We start from the raw sequence: 20526 nt of genomic DNA, 5'->3' as shown, positions 1-20526 counted from the left end.
GCCGCTGGCACATGCCCGTATGCCAATATCTGTGTAACCTGCGACAACTACATCACCGCGGGTGCCCTCACCGACCAACTTGACGGCAACCTACATTCACATGCGAGCGGGGCCCCAGCCCCCCATCCCGTCTAAACCGAAGTTGCGGCGGTTTGGGTGGGTGGATTCGTGGCTGACGTGGGTTTTTGCTGGTGGTGTGGGGTCGTGGTTCTGGCTACGCGGCGGTCAGCGGGATGGGGGTGCCGATAAGGTCGAAGGCGCGGCGTTGGTCGGGGGTGGGTTCGGCCAGTGTGGGTACCGTGGCGTTGGTGCCGTGGTAGTGAATGTCGTTGCGGGTCAGGGTCGCTAGGTGATCGAGCAGGCCGCGGAAGCTGCGCAGCGGGTTACCGTCTGGGTCGTGCTGGGTCGAGGCTTTGGCCTGGGCCTGTGGTGAGCGTTGTGCGGGCGCGACGGGGTTGTCGCGGGCGGGTGGGTGTTCGTCGGTGAAGGTCAGCGACGCCCAGGCTTTACGCAGGTGCCAGACCAGGTAGCAGGCCAGCAGGCAGATCAGCACGTGGGCGCGGACACGCTTATCGAGGCGGTGATGGATGGGCCGCAGATCCAGATCATCGGCCTTGATGCTGCGGAAGTCGCGCTCGACGTGGGCGAGGTTTTTGTAGCTTTCCACCACGGCTGCTGGGGTGAGGGTATCGGCGTCGACGCTGGTGCGCAGCACGTAGATGCCATCGAGGCTGGCCTCGGCATCGATGCCGGCCTGGTCACGCTGGTAGGTGAAGCTGGTGTCGGTGATGGTGCGGTGAAAATGCTTGCCCACGTTGTGTTTGACGATGATCCGCCCAACGGCTTCACCGATCTTGCCTGCCCCCTTGAGGGTGCCGCGGGCCACCCGCTCGGCGATGGCGGCCAGGTCGGCCTCGGTGGCGGCTAGCAGCGCGGCGCGTTTGCGGGCCCGCTCGGCGGCCAGGGCGGGGTTGCGGCAGGCGATCAACCGTTCCCCGGGGTAGTCGGGGTGGGCGATCTCGGCGAGATCTTGGGTGTCGAACAGGCTCATCTGCAGCGGTCCCTTGTCGGCGGCCAGGGTGGCGATCTGGGGTGCACGCAGGGCGGTGATCCACCCGAAACCGGTTCCCGCATCGGTGTTAAGCTCTCTCAGTGCGCTGATGCGTGCACTGGTGATCATGCCGCGATCCCCCACCAGCACCAGCCGGGTCAACCCGAACGTGTCGCGCAGCACCTCGACGATGTCGGTGAACGCGACCGGGTCGGCGGTATCTCCGGAAAACACCCGCACCGCCACGGGGCGTCCGGCCGGGTCGGTGAGCACCCCGTAGTTGATCTGCGGCAGGCCCTTTTTGCCGTCGCGGGAATAGCCATGGGCGGCCAGCTCACAGCACCGCCCGGTCACCCATGAGCTGGTCAGATCGAACAACGCCATCCGTGACGGGTTCGCCGCTGGCCCAAGGTGTTTAGCGGCCAGCTTCTTCTCGATCGCGTCCTGACGATTCGCCAGCCAGTCCATCGCGGCATACACCTCATCGGTGGAGGCGCCAGCCACGTCCAGGTCGGGCCCCAAGGTGGTATCGGCCCACCGCGACAACGTTGACAGCTTGGACGCCGGACGGATCACCCGCGAAATAACCAACCCCAGCACCAGATCGCGGGATCGACACGCCGGACCCAGGAGCGCCGGAAACCCCAGCCGACGCGCCATCGCCGCCACTGCGGCCACATGCCCGTGCGGCAGCGAGCGGGTGATGGTGCAGGCCGACTGGGCAGGCACCATCACCTGTCCCTTCAGCGTCGCCTCGATCGCGGCGATCACCTCCGCGGGCAACTTGGACAGGTTGGCCAGGGTCTCGTGGCGGACCTTCGTCCCGTCGCGGTAGGTGCGACGCACCAGCACCGACTCATAGCGGTGCACGTTGCCGGCCTTGTCCACATATTTGCTCGGAGTCCGGGCTACGTGCATCCGCACAGGTTTGACCATAACTGAATATTACAAGGCGAACTCGTCAATCAATAGCATCAACACACCATATTCACTGGCTACACCTTCGGCAGACCAACCCGCACAGACCCCAGCTCAACCCCCAAATTGCCTAACTGACCCGCCGCAACTTCGGTCTAAACTGCATCCCGAAGGGTCACGCGATCGAGCGAACTCATACACCACGTCCGTGGGCTTGGCCTTCGGGCCGGCCTGAGTCACGCACCACGGGAATGTTTGCCGCCGATCGGCGTTACATCTGCAATCCACACGTAAAGCACGCTCAAGGAGACGTCGCAGATGAGCGATCGCATCGTCTTGGAATCCGGCACCGAGCACCCGATCACCATCGAACCGACCACGGCGCGGGTGCGGGTGCGGGTCAACGGCGAACTCGTTGCCGACACCACGGCGGCGTTGCGGTTGCAGGAGTCCAGTTACCCTGCCGTGCACTACATTCCGATGAACGATGTCGTCCAAGAGAGGCTGCGGCGCACCGACACCACCACGTACTGCCCCTTCAAGGGGGAAGCCCGCTACTACAGTGTGACCACCGCGGCGGGCACCGTCGACGATGCGATCTGGACCTATGAGCAGCCCCATCCTGCGGTCGCGGCGATCGCCGGGCATGTCGCCTTCTACCCCGACAAAGCCGAAATCACCCTCAGCGCCGAGTAAGCGGCGATTAAGCGAACACCTCTTCCGCCAGCCGGGTATCGCTGTACTCCCGCAGTGAGCGAATCAAGCCGTCACGGGTTTCAAAGAGGAAGACATACGGGCTGGCGTAAGGCACGCCGTCGGCGGTGACCCCCTCGTTTTGCGCCTCGATGACCACGCTGTCGCCGTCGGTGACACAACGGATGAGCTCGAGGGTGGTCTCGACGCGGCGATTGTGCCGGTCGATCTCCCGCCGCAGGGCGGCCTTGTCGATCGCAGTGCGGGTCACCGCGCTCCAGTAGGTGAAGTCGTCGCTGAGCAGCGCGAAACACTCGTCGACGTCCCCACCCTGGCACAGGCATTGCAGGAATGTCCACGCCAGTTCGGCCTGTGGGTTGTCGAACGGCGTGGTCATCGGCGCCGTCCCCGACCTTGGCGTCGCCCTGCATCCTCACCGGCGCGGATCACAGTGTCATCCTGTCGCTGAGGCCGGCCGTGGTCAATCATGCGCGTGCCGCCGGGCACCGCGCCGCGCCGAGCCTATGATCTGGTGCGATTCGCGTTGCGATCTGCGGTGAGGGGACGCGAGTGGTAGCGACGAGAACCCGAAGGGTCACGTTCCCGGGCGTGGTCGCCATCGGAATCACCTTGGCGCCGCTGCGCCGCGGACCGCGCGACCCCTGCTTTCGGGTTGCCCCCGATCGCACGATCTGGCGCACCAGCCTGTTGCCCACCGGGCCGGTCACGGCCCGCATCAGCCGTGCGGAGGCCACCGCCGTGGACTGCGTCGCGTGGGGAGACGGCGCGGAGGAATTTCTGGACGGTCTTCCGGCGCTCCTGGGAGCCGACGACGACGCGTCGGATTTCACGCCGCGCAACCCGACGGTCGCCGCCGCACACCGGCGGGTGCCGCACCTGCGGCTGGGCCGCACCGGCCGGGTGCTGGAGGCACTCATCCCGGCGGTCCTCGAACAGCGGGTGCCCGGCGTGGACGCCTTCCGGTCGTGGCGCATGCTGGTGTCCACGTTCGGTACGCCGGCGCCCGGGCCGGCGCCGGCGGGGATGCGGGTGCCGCCGTCCGCCGACGGGTGGCAAAAGATTCCGGTTTGGGAGTTTCACCGGGCCAATGTCGATCCGCGACGGGCCCGCACGGTCGTTAGCTGCGCGCGCCGGGCGGCGTCGCTGGAGCGGCTGGTGTCGCGCCCGGCGGCGCAGGCGCTGGCGGCGCTGATGTCGGTGCCGGGGGTGGGGGCGTGGACCGCGGCCGAGACCGTTCAACGGGCGTTCGGTGACCCCGACGTGGTGTCGGTGGGTGATTACCACATCCCGAAAATGATCGGCTGGACGCTGTTGGGTCACCCCGTCACCGACGCGGTCATGCTCGAGTTGCTGGAACCGATGCGACCGCACCGCCATCGGGTGATCCGCTTGCTGCAAGCCAGCGGCCTGGCCCGCGAGCCGCGGCGCGCGCCGCGCTTGGCGGTGCACAACATCGGCTCGCTGTAAGCCATCACCCCGGGGGACCCGCTCAGCGCTGCGCCGCGCGTTGACGTTCGGCCTCGGCGGTCTGGCGATTGAGCCGTTGCGCCCGGTAGATGGTCACCGGGCTGCGGGACATGAGCAGCGAGGCGAATCCCACCGCAATGATCGCTCCCGGCACCACCGCGAACGATCCGGTCATTTCGGCGACCATGATCATCACGGCCAGCGGTGCGTGGGCGACACTGCCGAAGCAGGCCATCATGCCGACTACGACGAATATCCCTGGGGCGTCGGGTATCCCAGGCAAGTGTAATAGCGCGCCCAGCCGCCAGACCGCGGCCCCCACAAATGCCCCGATCACCATCCCGGGTCCGAAGATGCCGCCGGAACCGCCGGTGCCGATCGACAGCGATGTGGCGATGATCTTCGCGAACGGGAGGACGACGACAATCCACAACGGCAACGCCGACAGTGACTCCTTGCCGGTGGCCAGCTGTATCCAGCCGTAGCCGCTGCTGAGGACCTGCGGGATCAGCAATGCCAACAATCCGACCGCCAGCCCGCCTATCGTGGGTTTGAGCACCGGACCGCCGGGCAGCCGCTCGGTCAACGCATCGGCGGCGTAGAAAACGCGGGCGTACAACCAGCCAACCCCGGCCGCCGCCACACCGAGGACGACGAACCACAGCAACGGCCAGGCTTCTTCGAATCGGTACTCGGCATCGATGTAGCCGAACATCGGGTCAAAGCCCAGAAACGAGCCGAGCACGGCGTACGCCGTGGCCGAGGTGATGAAACCCGGGTAGAGCGTGCGGTACTCGAAATCGTCGCGGTAGATGATCGACGCCGCCAGCACCGCGCCGCCCAGGGGAGCGCCGAAGATGGCCCCGATGCCCGCGCCGATGCCCAAGGAAACCAGGATGCGGCCGTCGTCGTCGGTCAGGTGCAGTCGGCGGGTCAGCAGCGAGCCGAAGCCGGCCGAGATCTGGGCCGTGGGCCCCTCCCGACCACCGGAGCCACCCGAGCCGATGGTCAGCGCGCTGGACACGATCTTCACCAGCACGACCCGGGCGCGAATGGCCCGCGGGTCGGTGTGGACGGCCTCAATCGCGCTATCGGTGCCGTGGCCTTTGGCTTCCGGGGCGAACCTGGCCACGATGAACGCGGAGACCAGCGCACCCGCCGTCGTCACCAGCGGGATCGCCCACGGCCGACGGTAGCCGGCCGACCCGGGGTTGTTGCCCTCGCCGAGCGGCGTGGGGACGCGGTAGCCGCCCAGGTCCCCCAGCAGAAATCCGGTGGTGTATTTCAGCGCCAGATAAAAGGTGAGCGCCCCCAAACCGGCGATGACGCCGACCAGGATGCCCAAGACGAGCCACTTACGCAGGTATTCGGCATCGCGAACAAACGCGCCGAACCGCCCACCGGCATTGTCACGGCCGTTTCCGTCCGCGTCTGGCATGACTTCAGACCTTAACCGGTGGTGCCGGTGCGCAGCGGCTCAAGACGGGTCGCCCCGTGCCGATCGAGACCGGCGACGGCGCGGCGGCCGTTTGCCCGGGGAGTCGGCTTAATTTCGGCTTCATTGATCTGTGGCACAATTCGGCTGTGCCGCAAACGGCGAGGCGGGGGCCGGGGCGTCCCCCTGCAGCGAAAGCGGCGGAAACGCGAAAACGGATTGTTCGCGCAGCTCGGGAGGTATTCAGCGAACGCGGCTACGACGCCGCGACGTTTCAGGCCATCGCGGTCCGCGCGGATCTGACCCGCCCGGCCATCAACCATTACTTTCCCAACAAGCGGATGCTGTATCGGGAGGTCGTGGAGCAGACCAACGACCTGCTCGTCACCACGGCCATCGAGCGTGCCCAGCGTGAGACGACGCTGCCCGGACGGTTATCGGCGTTTATTGCCGCCGCGATTCAGGCCGATGCCGAGAATCCATCGGCCGCGGCGTTTCTGATTACCTCCGTGCTGGAATCGCAACGGCATCCGGATTTCGGCGGTGGCGAAAACGAAGCGTTGCCGGTGGTCCGGTCATTCTTATCCCGGGCGGTCAACGACGCGGTCGATCGTGGTGAACTCGCCGGCGATGCCGACGCTCCTTCGGTGACCGAGACGTTGCTGGCGGTGCTGTGCGGCATCGGCTTCTACGCCGGATTCCTGGGGGATCCTCCGCGGGTGCGGGCCATCAGTGAGGTGTTGCGTCAATTGCTGGCCGGCACGCTGTGGCGGGCCGAACCGGAACCCTGAGTTCAACAACGCAATCCACTGCGACATGGCGGGCCCGCAGTGACGTCGCCCACACAACGTATAGCTTTCCTAAGTTATTTGATAGGGTGGCTCACGACATGACTGATCTGAATGACGTGGTGAGGGTGCGCACCGAAGGGGACAGTTGGGCCATCACCGAGAGTGTCGGCGCCACGGCGTTATCGGTCGCCGCCGCCCGGGCGGTCGAGACGGCGTCAGCGGCTCCGCTGATCCGCGACGAGTTCGCCCACCTGCTGGTGTCGTCAGCCGGGCCGGCGTGGGCGCGGCTCGCCAGCCCCGATATGGGCTGGATCGCCGATGACGAGAACGGGCGTCGAGCCCACCGGGTGAGCTGCGACTACCAGGCGGTGCGCACCCACTTTTTCGACGAGTACTTCGAGGTGGCGGTTCGCGACGGCATTCGTCAGGTGGTGATCCTCGCCGCAGGACTCGACTCCCGCGCTTACCGCCTGAACTGGCCGGCGGGCACCACGGTTTATGAGATCGACCAGCCTAAAGTCCTGGAGTACAAGACCGGGATACTGCAAGCGCACGGGATAGCGCCCAGGGCGACGCGGCGCGCGGTCGCGGTGGACCTGCGTGACGACTGGCCGGCGGCGTTGACGACTGCCGGTTTCGGCCACACCCAACCGACCGCGTGGCTGGCTGAAGGGCTGCTGCCGTACCTGCCCGCCGACGCTCAAGACCGGCTTTTCGAGAGGATCACCACGCTCAGCGCACCGGGCAGCCGGATCGCCGTCGAAGTGTTCAGTTTCGACGCCAACAACCAGCGCTCCCGGGCGGCGCGCCGGGCCCGGTGGGCGCGGATACGCGAACGGCTCGGTCTGGATGTCAACGTCGAGACCCTGACCTACGGCGACGCCGGCCGTGCGGACGCCGTACAGTGGCTCGCCGACCACGGTTGGCAGGTGCAGGCCGTCAACAGCCGAGACGAGATGGCCCGACTGGGCCGGCCGATACCCCAGGACCTGCTTGACGCAACCGTGAACAGCACACTGGTGCGAGCATATTTCGGCGCGGCCGGCGTTGCGGCCGGCTGATCGCGAAAAGCAGTCGCAGAAAGCGGGACTCGATGAGCACGATGCGCACCGACAACGACACCTGGGACATCACCACCAGCGTCGGCAGCACCGCGGTGATGGTGGCGGCCGCCCGGGCCATCGAAACCGACCAGCCCGATCCGCTGATCCGCGACCCCTACGCGAAGCTGCTCGTCGCCGACGCCGGCACCGGCGTATGGGAGGCGATGCTTGACGACTCGATGGTCGCCAAGCTGGAGTCCATCGACGCGGAGAGCGCGAAACTCTTCCACCACATGCGCAACTATCAAGCCGTGCGGACGCATTTCTTCGACGCTTACTTCACCGAGGCGGTGCGGGCCGGGGTCCGGCAGGTGGTGATCTTGGCTTCCGGGCTGGATTCCCGCGCTTACCGCCTGAACTGGCCGGCGGGCACCACGGTTTATGAGGTCGACCAGCCCAAGGTGCTCGCCTACAAGGCCCAGACACTTGCAGCGCACGGCGTCACGCCGTCCGTCGAGCGCCGGGAGATTCCCGTCGACCTCCGGCAAGACTGGCCGACCGCGTTGCTCGGCAAGGGTTTTGACCCAGGGGCCGCGACGGCGTGGCTTGCCGAGGGGCTGCTGATGTATCTGACCGCCGAGGCGCAGGATCGGCTGCTTGAGCGGATCACCGAACTGAGTTCGCCCGGCAGCCGGATCGCGGTCGAGACCGCGGCCAGCCACCCCGATGAGCGGCGACGGGAAATGCGGGAGCGGTTTCAGAAAGTGGCCGACGCGTTGGGCATCAAGCACAGCGTCGATATCCAGGATCTGATTTATCACGACGAGAACCGCGGGGTCGTCGTCGAGTGGCTCAATGCGCACGGCTGGCGGGCTGTCGCCCAGAATTCGGCGGACGAGATGCGTCGGCTGGGCCGATGGATCGACGGCGTGCCGATGGGCGATGACAAGGATGCGTTCGCCGAGTTTGTGACGGGGCAGCGGCGGTAACACTCAGCCGGCGACGATCCCGGTCGACCGGCTGCGGGTTCGCTGGCAAAAACGGTGAGCCACGGGATTCCTGCCCCGGGTGAAAGGCGTGTCTAGCGGTCGGCGGCACCGTGACGGCGGAAAAGCGCCGACGGCGGCGGTGGTCGGTATCGGCCCACGGACATCTGTTGCCCAACCGAGCGGTTGGTTAGGATGGGCATTCCGGCGGTCAGAAAGGGGACCCCAATGACGACTGAAACCACCGCACAAACCGCTGAGGCAAAGGTATCGTCCGGTCCGGATATCCCCAAGACAGTGGCCCACTTGCGGGAAACATTCGCAACCGGTCGCACCCGGACTCTGGAGTGGCGGCGCACCCAGCTCCGTGCCATTGAACGAATGATGGCCGAGAACGAGTCCGCGATTGCCGGCGCGCTCGCGGAGGATCTCGATCGCAAACCTTTCGAGGCCTGGATGGCCGACGTCGCGGGCACCGCCGCCGAGGCGAGGTATGCGGCCAGGCACGTAGGCCGCTGGATGCGTCGTAGGTACCGGCTGCTCGAACGTGCGCAACTGCCGGGCCGCGGCTGGGTGGAGTACGAGCCCTACGGGACGGTGCTGATCATCGGGGCATGGAACTACCCGTTTCTGCTGACGCTGGGTCCGGCTATTGGGGCGATCGCGGCCGGAAACACAATGGTGCTCAAGCCTTCTGAGATCGCCGCGGCGTCGTCACGGTTGATTGCCGAACTGGCGTCACGCTACCTGGACACCGACGCAATCGTGGTGATCGAGGGTGACGCCGCGGTGAGCCAGCGCTTGATCGCCGAGGGCTTCGATCGAGTGGCGTTCACCGGCGGCACCGAGATCGGCCGCAAAGTCTACGAAGCCGCCGCGCCCCACCTGACCCCGGTAACCCTGGAATTGGGGGGTAAGAGCCCGGTGATCGTCGCGGCGGACGCAGACGTGGATGTCGCGGCGAAGCGGATCGCCTGGATCAAACTGCTGAACTCCGGTCAGACGTGCATCGCGCCCGATTACGTGCTGGTCGACGCGAAGATCCGCGATCAGCTGGTGGCCAAGATCGGCGAGGCCATCACCACGTTTCAGGCTGACGAACCCGGCGGAATGCGCATTGTCAATCGGCGCCAGTTCGATCGGCTGGCCGACTGCCTGGCCAAGACGAAGGGCACCATCGTTCTCGGCGGTAAAACCGATGCACCCGGTCTGCGGATTCAGCCGACCGTGGTCGTCGACCCCGATCCCGATGAGCCGCTGATGGTAAACGAGATCTTCGGCCCGATTTTGCCGATTGTTTCTGTCGAATCGCTTGATGAGGCAATACGTTTCGTCAATTCTCGGCCAAAGCCGTTGTCAGCGTACCTGTTCACCAGAACACGTGCGGTGCGCGAGCGGGTGATCAGAGAGGTGCCCGCAGGTGGCATGCTGGTCAACCACCTGGCTTTCCAATACTTCACCTCCAAGCTGCCGTTCGGTGGTGTTGGCCCCTCGGGCATGGGTGCCTACCATGGGCGCTGGGGATTCGAGGAGTTCAGTCACCGCAAGTCGGTGCTCACCAAGCCGACCCGACCCGATTTGTCGAGCTTTATCTACCCCCCGTATACAGAGAGGGCGCAGAAGTTGGCGCGCCGGTTGTTTTAGTCCGGCGACGACGAGGGCCGGGCGGCCCGAGGAGGAGCCGGACCATGAGACCGGTCGGCGACGACGAGGGCCGGGCGGCCCGAGGAGGAGCCGGACCATGAGACCGGTCGGCGACGACGAGGGCCGGGCGGCCCGAGGAGGAGCCGGACCATGAGACCGGTCGGCGACGACGAGGGCCGGGCGGCCCGAGGAGGAGCCGGACCGATACCCGTAGAAAGGACGCTTATGCCCGGAGTGCAGGACCGTGTCATCGTCGTTACCGGAGCCGGTGGGGGACTGGGCCGCGAGTACGCCCTGACCCTGGCGCGCGAAGGCGCGTGTGTCGTGGTCAATGACCTCGGCGGCGCCCGGGACGGCACCGGTGCAGGCTCCGCGATGGCCGATAACGTGGTCGGCGAGATCAAAGCGGCCGGCGGCCGTGCTGTTGCCAATTACGACAGCGTCGCCAGTGCGGAAGGAGCGGCCAATATCATCAAGACCGCGCTCGATGAGTTCGGCGCGGTGCATGGTGTGGTGAGCAACGCCGGCATCTTGCGCGACGGCACCTTCCACAAGATGTCGTTCGACAATTGGGACGCCGTGCTCAAGGTCCATCTCTACGGGGGCTACAACGTACTGCGGGCGGCCTGGCCGCACTTCCGCGAGCAGAGCTACGGCCGTGTCGTCGTCGCCACCTCGACCAGTGGTCTGTTCGGGAACTTCGGGCAGGCCAACTACGGGGCGGCCAAGATGGGGCTAGTCGGCTTGATCAACACCTTGGCGTTGGAAGGTGCCAAATACAACATTCATGCCAACGCGGTCGCGCCGCTGGCGAAGACCCGGATGACGCAGGACATTTTGCCACCGGAGGTGTTGGACAAGCTCAAGCCCGAGTTCGTCGCGCCGGTGGTCGGGTATCTGTGCACCGAGGAATGCAGCGATAACGGATCGGTGTTCATCGTGGGCGGCGGCCAAATACAACGAGTGGCGTTATTCGAGAACGCGGGCGTCAGCTTTGAAAATCCGCCGGCGGTGGATGAGGTGGCTGCGCGGTGGGCGCAGATTACCGACCTGTCCAACGCCAAGCAGGCCAGCTTCGCGCTGCGCTAGCAACGCCTTGGCGTTGATGACCGGATGGATCGTCTCGAGGCGTTGCCGCGCAGGGAACCGGCCCGCCGGACGGCGGGCCGGTTGTGACGTGTCACGAGTTCAGCTGAGCAGTGCACCACGCACCCGGGCGACGTCGGTCGCAGTGATGCCGGCGGCATGCAGGTAGCCGTCTAGCGAACCGTAGGCTTGGTCGATTGCCTGCCGCGCGGCCGCCAGGTACTCCTCACGGACACCGAGCACCTCGTCGCAGAGGCGGGCCTGGGCGAACGCCACCACCTCGGGGGTCAGCCCGGTGTCCGCGTTCTGTCGCATCATCTCCACAATCCGCGAGCGCAGGCTGGGGGCCGCGTCGTTGCTGCGCAGGTAGTCCGCCAGGATCGCGTCACGCTCGACACCGATCGCCTCCAGCACGACCGCGACGATAAATCCGGTGCGGTCCTTGCCCGCGAAGCAGTGCGCCAGCAGCGAACGGCCGGCAGCTAGCAGCGACATCACCTGTCGCACCGCGTGTTCTGCACCGTTGGCGGTGGGAAATCGACGGTACTCTTCGATCATGTAACGGGCCGCGGCCTGCTCGGGCGGTTGGTTGTCGAGCGCGCCGGCCAGCAGCTGCCGGAATGCCCGCTTATGCGGTGCCGCGCCATTCGCGTGGGTTTGGTCGGTGCCGAGGTCGGGGAACGGCAGCAGGTGGGTAATTACACCGTCGGGAACCCGGCCCGGTCCCCGGCGGGTGACCTCGCGGGGTGAGCGCAGGTCGGCCACATCGGTGATGCCCAGCCGAGCCAAAGCGGCCCGGCCGTCGTCGTGGAGGCGGCTCAGTTCGCTGGAACGAAAAAGCCGCCCAGGGCGCAGTGCACCGACACTCTCTGCAACGTCGCGAAAGTTCCACGCCCCCTTCAGTTCTCGAACAGTCGCAGCCATATCACGTGACCGCCGCAGCCAAAGCGCTTTTCTCCCGGGTGAGTTCAGCACGGGCGATGGTTCGCAAATGCACCTCGTCCGGACCGTCGAAGATCCGCATCGCCCGATGCCAGCCGTAGAGCCGAGCCAAGGGAGTATCGTCACTGACTCCGGCCGCACCGTGTACCTGGATGGCTCGGTCGATGACATTGCAGGCTACCTGCGGAGCCACCGCTTTGATCTGCGAGACCAACAGGTGGGCCGCCTTGTTGCCGTGCTGGTCGATGGTCCAGGCTGCCTTCTCGCACAACAGCCTGGCCTGGTCTATTTCATTGCGGGACTTGGCAATTTCTTGTTGGACCACACCCTGATCGGCTAGCGCACAACCGAACGCCACCCGATTACGGGCTCGGTCCACCATCAGCGCCAGCGCGCGTTCAGCGGCGCCCAACGCACGCATGCAGTGGTGGATTCGGCCCGGCCCCAACCGCGCCTGAGCGATCGCGAATCCGGCACCTTCTTCGCCGAGCAGATTGCTGGTGGGCACCCGGACGTTGTCGTAGATCACCTCGCAGTGCCCGTGCTGGTCCTGCCAGCCGAACACCGGGGTGGAGCGCACGATCGTCACCCCCGGGGTGTCCGTCGGCACCAGGATCATCGACTGCTGGCGATGGGCGGCGGCGTCGGGGTTGGTGCGGCCCATCACGATGAGCAGCTTGCAGCGGGGGTCGGCCGCCCCCGAGGTCCACCACTTGTGGCCGTTGATGACGTAGTCGCCACCGTCGCGGATGATGGTGGTTTCGATGTTGCGGGCATCGCTGCTGGCGACCCCCGGCTCGGTCATCGAGAACGCGCTGCGGATCTCGCCGTCGAGCAGTGGGCGCAGCCATTGGGCGCGCTGCTCCTCGGTGGCGAACATCTGCAGGATCTCCATGTTGCCGGTGTCCGGTGCGGCACAGTTAAGCGCTTCCGGGGCGAGTTCCATGCTCCAGCCGGTTTGTTCGGCCAGCGGGGCGTACTCCAGGTTGGTCAGGCCTGACTCGGCCGGCAGGAACAGGTTCCACAGGCCACGCTCTTTGGCTTTGCTTTTGAGCTCTTCAATGATCGGCGGCACGCTGTGGTCGTGGGGACCGGCTTCCCGCCGGTAGCGGTCGTAGTCGGCCTCGGCCGGAAAGACGTACTCGGTCATAAAGTCAGACAGGCGCTTCTGGTAGTCGGCGGCCTTGGCTGACATTGCGAAATCCATGCCCGCCACGATAGGACACCGCGGGACGGCGCGTCGTCGGGCCGGCAGCAATCCGGCAGCAATGATGACAGCTCCCGGACCTTCCCGGGAGCGGTCCCCGCGAAGCGGCCGCGCGCAACCAAAGCGGTACCATCCCGCTTCCGGCGGGAGCACGCCGGGTTCCGCGGGCCGCGAGCATCTTTGCGGACGGCGGCCGAAACCCGAGACGGTGGTCGTCGCCAATGGCACGCCCACCGAAGCGGCGAACGGCACGTCTGGGATCGACGAGCCCGGGAAGTCAAAGGGCTGGCGAAGACGGTGGCGCAACGGGCCGAGATGAAACATCAGTAGCCCCCGCCGAGCGGGCTATGGCTTCGCTCACACAAGCTGATTTTGTGATTTCACAGGATTTCTATCCCTACCGATTCCGGTCGGGGTGACTGACCATGAAAAGCATGGTTTTACCAGCGGCCTCTTTGCGATCGTCCACTGTGTCCTACCCGTTTTGCAACAGCCGAGGAGAACGGCCGGCGGTGATACTAGACCCGCAACCACCAGGTGTTTTGGTCAGGTAGCAGGTAGGAGCGGCAGCTCGGAGGTGTCCAGTACGTGCGTGCCTTGAATATCACAAATATCACAAATAGGAAATATGAGGTTAGCTTGTGACGGTCGTGAGACCCAATCGCTGGGCAATCTGTCGGCACGGCCAGTGCAGTTGTTGCCCGGCCCCTGGTGGTGCCTACAGAGCGTGCCGGCTGCCATCGAATCGAGAAGACCGAGGAGTGGTGTGCCTTTCATCGACTACCCGAATGCCATGAAACCCGAAACCGCGTGGACGCGTCACCCGCGCCAATCCCAAGACCGGCGCCAGTGGCTCGAACCGTGCGGACCATCCGGTTTGACATCCACCACCACGAGTACCACTGCCGCGATGCCGCATGTACTTACCGCCCGATCACGGGGAACTGGCCACCAATCCGGCCACCAGCCTGGAACTACCCGGAATTAGGGTATTGCGCAGGAGCGGTCGAGGGGGCAGCCCAAAAGGATTCCAGAAGGTAGATGCGCACGTGATGACACAGACAGAGACAACGGTTGGGGTGGTTGCCGAGTCCCGGCCCGACGAGCGGCGGGTGGCACTGGTGCCGAAGGCGGTGGCGCCGCTGGTGAACAACGGTGTGGCGGTTGTGGTGGAGTCGGGTGCGGGGAGGCGGGCGATGCTTCCCGACGACCTCTACACCGCGGCCGGCGCCAGCATCGGGGATGCGTGGGCGGCGGACATCGTGGTCAAGGTCGCGCCGCCGACCCCTGAGGAGGTTGGCAAGTTGCGCCGTGGGCAGACGTTGATCGGTTTCCTCGCGCCGCGTGTTGCCGACAACCAGATCGGCGCTTTGGCCGCAGCCGGTGTGCAGGCGTTCGCCCTGGAGGCGATCCCGCGGATTTCGCGGGCGCAGTCGATGGACGCGCTCTCGTCGCAAGCCAACGTGGCCGGGTATAAGGCGGTATTGGTGGCCGCCTCGGAGTTGACCCGGTTCTTCCCGATGCTGACGACGGCCGCAGGTACGGTGAAGCCGGCCAGCGTGCTGGTGCTCGGTGTTGGTGTCGCCGGGCTGCAGGCGTTAGCCACCGCGAAACGGCTGGGTGCACGCACCACCGGCTACGACGTGCGTCCGGAGGTTGCCGAGCAGGTGGAGTCGGTCGGTGCACAGTGGCTGGACCTGGGCGTCACGGCGTCCGGCGAGGGCGGGTACGCCCGGGAGTTGACCGAGCAGGAGCGGGACCAGCAGCAGAAGGCACTGGAGCAGGCGATCACGGGTTTCGACGTGGTGATCACCACCGCGCTGGTGCCGGGACGGCCGGCGCCGCGCCTGGTGACCGCTGAGGCGGTGAAAGGGATGAAGCCCGGCAGTGTCGTGGTGGATCTTGCCGGGGAATCCGGGGGCAATTGCGAACTCAGCGAGCCCGGCCGGACCGTGGTCAAACACGACATCACCATCGCCGCGCCGCTGAACTTGCCGGCGAGCATGCCGGAGCACGCCAGCGAGCTCTACAGCAAAAACATCACGGCGCTACTGGACTTGCTGATCAAGGACGGCAGACTGGCACCCGATTTCGACGACGAGGTGGTCGCTGCGACCTGCGTGACCCGCACCGGCGACGATGCAGCGCGCAGCGATGCGAAGCGGCGCTAATCGCTGATAACCGAGGGAGAGGCCAGCCATGTATGACGAACTACTATCGAATCTGGCGATCCTGGTGTTGTCCGGGTTTGTCGGCTTTGCGGTGATCTCCAAGGTGCCCAACACGTTGCACACCCCGTTAATGTCGGGCACCAATGCCATCCACGGGATCGTGGTACTGGGCGCACTGCTGCTGCTCGGCCGCATCGAGCATCCGTCGGTGACACTGCAGATCATCCTGTTCGTCGCGTTGGTGTTCGGCACGCTGAACGTGATCGGCGGATTCATCGTCACCGACAGGATGCTGGGGATGTTCAAGGGCAAGAAGCCACAACGTGTCGATTCCGGCGCTACCGCCCGGCAAGCGGTTCGCGATGGCGGCCTTCCCGGCCGCGAGCCGGTGGCGGGCGGAGCCGGACAATCCGGCGTGGCCGACACGGATGGGCAACGTCGATGAATTACCTGGTCACGCTGCTTTACATCGTGTCGTTCGCGCTGTTCATTTACGGCCTGATGGGTTTGACGGGACCCAAGACCGCGGTGCGGGGCAACCTGATCGCCGCGGTCGGGATGGGGATCGCGGTGATCGCCACCCTGATCTTGATTCGGCATACCACCCAATGGATGCTGATCGTCACCGGCCTGGTGCTCGGTGTGGTGCTGGGTGTCCCGCCGGCCCGGTTCACCAAGATGACCGCGATGCCTCAGCTGGTGGCCTTCTTCAACGGTGTCGGCGGCGGCACGGTGGCGCTGATCTCCTTGTCGGAATTCATTGAAACGACCGGGTTTTCGGCGTTCAAATATGGCGAGTCACCGACCGCGCACATCGTGGTGGCGTCGCTGTTCGCCGCGATCATCGGGTCGGTGTCGTTCTGGGGCTCGTGCATCGCGTTCGGCAAGCTGCAGGAGATCCTGCCCGGCCGGCCCATCGGGGTCGGCGCCGCGCAGCAGCCCCTCAACGTGTTCCTGCTGGCCGCCGCGGTGACGTGCGCCGTCGTCATCGGCGTACACGCGCATCCGGGCAGCGGCGGGGCTCCGCTGTGGTGGATGATCGGGCTCTTGGCCGCCGCCGGGGCGCTGGGGCTGATGGTCGTGCTGCCGATCGGCGGCGCGGACATGCCGGTCGTCATCTCCATGCTCAACGCGTTGACCGGGCTCTCGGCGGCGGCGGCGGGGCTGGCGCTGAACAACACCGCGATGATCGTGGCCGGCATGATCGTCGGCGCCTCGGGTTCGATCCTGACGAACCTGATGGCCAAGGCGATGAACCGCTCCATTCTGGCCATCGTCGCCGGTGGCTTCGGTGGCGGGGGAGTCGCCGTGGCCGGCGCCGGCGGTGACAGGCACGTCAAGTCCACCTCCGCCGCCGACGCAGCCATCCAACTGGCCTACGCCAATCAGGTGATTGTGGTGCCCGGCTACGGGATGGCCGTCGCGCAGGCCCAGCACGCCGTCAAGGACCTGGCGACGCTGCTCGAAGCCCGTGGGGTACCGGTCAAATACGCCATCCACCCGGTCGCCGGGCGCATGCCTGGGCACATGAATGTGCTGCTCGCCGAGGCCGAGGTCGACTATGACGCGATGAAGGACATGGACGACATCAACGACGAGTTCGCCCGCACCGACGTCGCGCTGGTCATCGGCGCCAACGACGTCACCAACCCGGCGGCGCGCAACGAGCCCAACTCGCCAATCTATGGAATGCCGATTCTCAACGTGGACAAGGCGAAATCGGTGATCGTGCTCAAGCGGTCAATGAACTCCGGGTTCGCCGGCATCGACAACCCGCTGTTTTACGCCGACGGCACCACCATGCTGTTCGGCGACGCCAAAAAGTCAGTGACCGAAGTGACCGAGGAACTCAAAGCCCTGTAGTGCGCCGACCGCTCCTGCCGACGCGGGTGGGTGAGACGGATCAGACCGGAGGATAGGCCGGCGGCGGGTAGCCATTGCCATCGACCACACCACGAAAACCCCACGTCATGTAATTGAAGAAGAACTCGATCTCGTCGCTCATGTCGTAGTCCGGATTCGGATCCATCGGCTCACCTCTCGAGTCGCAACTTCGTGCAGCAGTGTACCCCCATCCGGGAACGGGACGACAGCGAACAATCGCATTGCCTAAACTGTCCAACTAGTTGATTGAGACCGCACCACCAGCCGGCCGCGCCGATAGTGCTCCGATAGTGCTCTGACAGTGACTCTGATAGTGAGTAGCCATGCCATCCGAAAACGGGGTCTCCCGCCGTGAAGAGCTAGTGGCGGTAGCCACCAAGCTGTTCGCGGCCCGGGGGTATCACGGCACCCGAATGGACGACATTGCCGATGTGGTCGGTCTGAACAAGGCGACGGTCTACCACTACTACGCCAGCAAGTCGCTGATCCTGTTCGATATCTACCGCCGCGCCGCCCAGGCAACGCTGGCCGCCGTACACGACGATCCGTCCTGGACCGCCCGCGAAGCGCTGTATCAGTACACCGTCCGCCTGCTGACCGGGATCGCGCGAAATCCCGAACAGGCCGCGGTGTATTTCCAGGAGCAGCCCTATATCACCGAGTGGTTCACCGAAGAGCAGGTCGCCGAGATCCGCGAGAAGGAGGCCCAGGTCTATGAGCACGTGCACGGCCTTATCGACCGCGGCATCGCCAGCGGCGAGTTCTACGACTGCGACTCGCACGTGGTGGCCCTGGGCTATATCGGGATGACGCTGGGCAGCTACCGCTGGCTGCGGCCCAGTGGGCGGCGCACGGCCAAGGAAATCGCGGCCGAGTTCAGCACCGCGCTGCTGCGGGGATTGATCCGGGACGAATCCATCCGCAGGGAGTCGCCGCTGGGCCCGACGGTCGAAAGCGACACACGCCGATGATCTGGATTGTCTTGGGGTGCGTCTCGGGGCAAGTCGAGCACCGCTGACCGGCGTCTCGCCGGGCCGCGGCCGAAACCGTCATCCTAGTCCGCCGACGTCCGCATCCGCGGCTGTGATACACCGGCGCCATGACAGCGAGCATTCTGCGGCGGCTGGCGGCCACGGTGGGCGCAGCCCATGTTCTCACCGATCCCGACGTGTTGGCCAGCCGCAGCGTCGACTACACCGGCCGCTACCGGGGCCGCGCCAGTGCGCTGGTCCGGCCGGGGTCGGCCGAGGAGGTCGCCGAGGTGCTGCGGGTGTGCCGCGACGCCGGGCGGCATGTCACCATCCAGGGGGGTCGCACCTCGTTGGTGGCGGGCACCGTGCCGGAACACGACGATGTGCTGCTGTCCACCGAGCGGCTGTGCGCCGTCGGCGATGTCGACGCCGTCGAGCGGTGTGTCCGGGTCGGCGCCGGCGCCACGCTTTCCGCGGTGCAGCGTGCCGCGGCCGCGGCCGGTTTGCTGTTCGGTGTCGACCTGGGGGCCAGAGACTCCGCGACCGCCGGGGGCATGGCCGCCACCAACGCCGGAGGCCTGTGTACCGTCCGCTATGGAAACATGGGGGATCAGGTGGTCGGCCTGGAGGTGGTGCTGCCCGACGGGTCGCTGCTGCGCCGCCACAACCGGGTGCGCCATGACAACACCGGCTATGACCTGCCGGCACTGTTTGTCGGAGCCGAAGGCACGCTGGGTGTCATCACGGCATTGGACGTGCGTCTGCGCCCCGTTCCCAAGTATCGGGTGACGGCGATATGCGGGTTTGCCGAACTCGACGCGCTCGTCGCCACCGCTCGGGTGTTTCGCGACCTCGAGGGGATTGCGGCACTGGAACTGATCGACAGCCGCGCCAGTGCGCTGACCCTCGAGCACTTGGGCGTGTCCGCGCCTGTTCGGGGCGATTGGCTGCTGTTGGTGGAGCTGGCCGCCGATCATGATCAGACGCAGCGGCTCGGTGCGGCGCTGAGCGGCGCGGGGATGTGCGACGAGCCCGCAGTCGGTGTGGATGCGGCTTCCCGGCAGCGGTTGTGGGCGGTGCGGGAATCGCTCACCGAGATCCTCGGTGTGTCCGGGCCGCCACTGAAGTTCGACGTTTCGCTCCCGTTGTCCGCGATCGGTGAGTTTGCCCGCAAAGCGATGGGGCTGATTCAGACGCGCGTTCCCGAAGCCTTGCCGGTGCTGTTCGGGCACGTCGGCGAGGGCAACCTGCACCTGAACGTGCTGGGGTGCGCGCCGGAACGCGAGCCCGAACTGTACCCGGCGATGATGGATCTCGTCGAAGAGTCCGGTGGCAACGTGAGTTCCGAGCACGGCGTGGGCAGCCGCAAACGCGCGTATGTCGGCATGTCACGCGAGCCGGCCGACATCGCCGCGATGCGGACCGTCAAGGCCGCTTTCGATCCAACTGGTTACCTCAACGCCGCGGTGTTGTTCGACGAGCCGTAGCCGGCCCCTGGTTCGCCTTGTTTGCATGCGGGTGAGCCGGCCGTGCGATACCTCGCCCGCGTCGTCGCACCCTGACCCCCGGTTTCAGGACCCGAAATCCTCGTGAATTACCTTGGAAGAAAGCCGATCCGGTGAGCGCTGGACAAACCTATAATCGGCCCTATAGTCCGCGACTTCGCCGGTTTCCGGCCCGATGGCGGGGCCCCGATATGCTCGGCTTATGCCGTTCGTGAGCAAGACCGTTGAGGTCGCCGCCGATGCGGCCTCAATTATGGCCATAGTGGCCGACTTCGAGTCGTACCCCCAGTGGAACGAGGAGGTCAAGGGTTTGTGGGTGTTAGCCCGCTACGATGACGGGCGGCCCAGCCAGCTGCGTATCGACACCGTGGTCTCCGGCGTGGAGGGCACCTACATCCAGGCTGTGTACTATCCCAGCCCGACCCAGATCCAGACCGTCATGCAGCAGGGTGACCTGTTCACCAAACAAGAGCAGCTCTTCAGCGTGGTGGAGATCGGCCCCACGTCGTTGCTGACGGTGGACATGGATGTCGAGCCCGCCATGGCGATACCTTCACCGATGGTGAAAAAGGCGATCAACAACGCGCTGGACTACCTGGCCGATAACCTCAAAAAGCGCGCCGAGCAGCTGGCGGCCGGCTGGTAATCGGTCGATGGTGCCGGTGGGCCCGACGAGGATGCCGCTCCCCTCACGGCGGTCGCCGTAGGCCA

The 20526-nt window shown here is 65.9% G+C and carries 18 protein-coding genes and 1 pseudogene; 13 read left to right on the top strand and 6 right to left on the bottom strand.

Annotation, left to right across the window (positions count from 1 at the left end):
• Positions 1 to 214: 214 nt before the first annotated feature.
• Positions 215 to 1987, bottom strand: coding sequence for an IS1634 family transposase (locus QJR12_RS01825; protein ID WP_300575500.1), 1773 nt, complete (start codon positions 1985 to 1987; stop codon positions 215 to 217).
• A 300-nt stretch (positions 1988 to 2287) separates the two neighbouring features.
• Here QJR12_RS01825 and QJR12_RS01820 point away from each other — a divergent pair, with 300 nt between their 5' ends.
• Positions 2288 to 2665: a DUF427 domain-containing protein gene (locus QJR12_RS01820; RefSeq protein WP_300575498.1), complete on the top strand. Its 378-nt coding sequence runs from the start codon at positions 2288 to 2290 to the stop codon at positions 2663 to 2665.
• 7 nt (positions 2666 to 2672) lie between these two features.
• On the opposite strand, the gene QJR12_RS01815 is transcribed toward QJR12_RS01820, so the two are convergent.
• Positions 2673 to 3059: a nuclear transport factor 2 family protein gene (locus tag QJR12_RS01815; RefSeq protein ID WP_300575496.1), complete on the bottom strand. Its 387-nt coding sequence runs from the start codon at positions 3057 to 3059 to the stop codon at positions 2673 to 2675.
• Positions 3060 to 3232: 173 nt separating this feature from the next.
• Here QJR12_RS01815 and QJR12_RS01810 point away from each other — a divergent pair, with 173 nt between their 5' ends.
• On the top strand, positions 3233 to 4150 hold the full coding sequence (locus QJR12_RS01810) for a DNA-3-methyladenine glycosylase 2 family protein (RefSeq protein WP_300575495.1): 918 nt from the start codon (positions 3233 to 3235) through the stop codon (positions 4148 to 4150).
• Positions 4151 to 4172: 22 nt separating this feature from the next.
• On the opposite strand, the gene QJR12_RS01805 is transcribed toward QJR12_RS01810, so the two are convergent.
• Complete coding sequence (locus QJR12_RS01805; protein ID WP_300575493.1) at positions 4173 to 5588, bottom strand: chloride channel protein; 1416 nt, start codon at positions 5586 to 5588, stop codon at positions 4173 to 4175.
• A 146-nt stretch (positions 5589 to 5734) separates the two neighbouring features.
• Here QJR12_RS01805 and QJR12_RS01800 point away from each other — a divergent pair, with 146 nt between their 5' ends.
• The 5 genes from QJR12_RS01800 (at position 5735) to QJR12_RS01780 (ending at position 11138) form a co-directional block, all read left to right on the top strand.
• Positions 5735 to 6376: a TetR/AcrR family transcriptional regulator gene (locus QJR12_RS01800; RefSeq protein ID WP_300575491.1), complete on the top strand. Its 642-nt coding sequence runs from the start codon at positions 5735 to 5737 to the stop codon at positions 6374 to 6376.
• A 98-nt stretch (positions 6377 to 6474) separates the two neighbouring features.
• Positions 6475 to 7437: a class I SAM-dependent methyltransferase gene (locus tag QJR12_RS01795; protein ID WP_300575489.1), complete on the top strand. Its 963-nt coding sequence runs from the start codon at positions 6475 to 6477 to the stop codon at positions 7435 to 7437.
• 41 nt (positions 7438 to 7478) lie between these two features.
• Positions 7479 to 8408 (top strand): class I SAM-dependent methyltransferase, encoded by a 930-nt coding sequence (locus tag QJR12_RS01790; protein WP_300576489.1) that lies wholly within the window; start codon positions 7479 to 7481, stop codon positions 8406 to 8408.
• A gap of 225 nt (positions 8409 to 8633) precedes the next feature.
• Positions 8634 to 10049, top strand: a complete 1416-nt coding sequence (locus QJR12_RS01785; protein WP_300575487.1) for an aldehyde dehydrogenase family protein — start codon at positions 8634 to 8636, stop codon at positions 10047 to 10049.
• 225 nt (positions 10050 to 10274) lie between these two features.
• Positions 10275 to 11138, top strand: a complete 864-nt coding sequence (locus QJR12_RS01780; RefSeq protein ID WP_300575485.1) for an SDR family oxidoreductase — start codon at positions 10275 to 10277, stop codon at positions 11136 to 11138.
• Positions 11139 to 11237: 99 nt separating this feature from the next.
• Here the strand turns inward: QJR12_RS01780 and QJR12_RS01775 are convergent, their stop codons facing one another.
• Together QJR12_RS01775 and QJR12_RS01770 are read right to left on the bottom strand one after the other, a co-directional pair.
• Positions 11238 to 12059: a tyrosine-protein phosphatase gene (locus tag QJR12_RS01775; protein WP_300575483.1), complete on the bottom strand. Its 822-nt coding sequence runs from the start codon at positions 12057 to 12059 to the stop codon at positions 11238 to 11240.
• Position 12060: 1 nt separating this feature from the next.
• Positions 12061 to 13272 (bottom strand): acyl-CoA dehydrogenase family protein, encoded by a 1212-nt coding sequence (locus tag QJR12_RS01770; protein ID WP_300576486.1) that lies wholly within the window; start codon positions 13270 to 13272, stop codon positions 12061 to 12063.
• A gap of 1064 nt (positions 13273 to 14336) precedes the next feature.
• Here QJR12_RS01770 and QJR12_RS01765 point away from each other — a divergent pair.
• The 3 genes and pseudogenes from QJR12_RS01765 to QJR12_RS01755 all read left to right on the top strand — a co-directional run bounded on the left by QJR12_RS01765 (position 14337) and on the right by QJR12_RS01755 (position 17318).
• Positions 14337 to 15455, top strand: a complete 1119-nt coding sequence (locus tag QJR12_RS01765) for a Re/Si-specific NAD(P)(+) transhydrogenase subunit alpha (RefSeq protein ID WP_300575481.1) — start codon at positions 14337 to 14339, stop codon at positions 15453 to 15455.
• A 28-nt stretch (positions 15456 to 15483) separates the two neighbouring features.
• Positions 15484 to 15774 (top strand): annotated as a pseudogene (locus tag QJR12_RS01760) (proton-translocating transhydrogenase family protein); the annotation flags it as partial.
• A gap of 122 nt (positions 15775 to 15896) precedes the next feature.
• A complete protein-coding gene (locus tag QJR12_RS01755) occupies positions 15897 to 17318 on the top strand; it encodes an NAD(P)(+) transhydrogenase (Re/Si-specific) subunit beta (protein ID WP_300575479.1) in 1422 nt (473 codons plus the stop codon).
• Between the two features lie 40 nt (positions 17319 to 17358).
• Here QJR12_RS01755 and QJR12_RS01750 read toward each other — a convergent pair whose 3' ends face one another.
• The gene (locus QJR12_RS01750; RefSeq protein WP_213440583.1) at positions 17359 to 17484 is read right to left on the bottom strand and encodes a hypothetical protein; all 126 of its coding nucleotides are present in this window, start codon (positions 17482 to 17484) and stop codon (positions 17359 to 17361) included.
• A gap of 178 nt (positions 17485 to 17662) precedes the next feature.
• On the opposite strand from QJR12_RS01750, the gene QJR12_RS01745 reads away from it, so the two are divergent.
• The 3 genes from QJR12_RS01745 (at position 17663) to QJR12_RS01735 (ending at position 20461) form a co-directional block, all read left to right on the top strand.
• The gene (locus tag QJR12_RS01745; RefSeq protein WP_300575475.1) at positions 17663 to 18310 is read left to right on the top strand and encodes a TetR/AcrR family transcriptional regulator; all 648 of its coding nucleotides are present in this window, start codon (positions 17663 to 17665) and stop codon (positions 18308 to 18310) included.
• Between the two features lie 140 nt (positions 18311 to 18450).
• Positions 18451 to 19797, top strand: coding sequence for an FAD-binding oxidoreductase (locus tag QJR12_RS01740; protein ID WP_300576483.1), 1347 nt, complete (start codon positions 18451 to 18453; stop codon positions 19795 to 19797).
• A gap of 220 nt (positions 19798 to 20017) precedes the next feature.
• Positions 20018 to 20461 carry an SRPBCC family protein gene (locus QJR12_RS01735; protein ID WP_300575473.1) on the top strand — a complete coding sequence of 148 codons (444 nt, stop codon included), beginning with the start codon at positions 20018 to 20020 and terminating at the stop codon, positions 20459 to 20461.
• Positions 20462 to 20526 lie beyond the last annotated feature (65 nt).

Origin of the sequence: Mycobacterium sp., assembly GCF_029961025.1 — a bacterium.
Classification (GTDB): domain Bacteria; phylum Actinomycetota; class Actinomycetes; order Mycobacteriales; family Mycobacteriaceae; genus Mycobacterium.
Note: the sequence above shows the minus strand (reverse complement) of the source record. Positions and strands in the feature narration are given on the sequence as shown.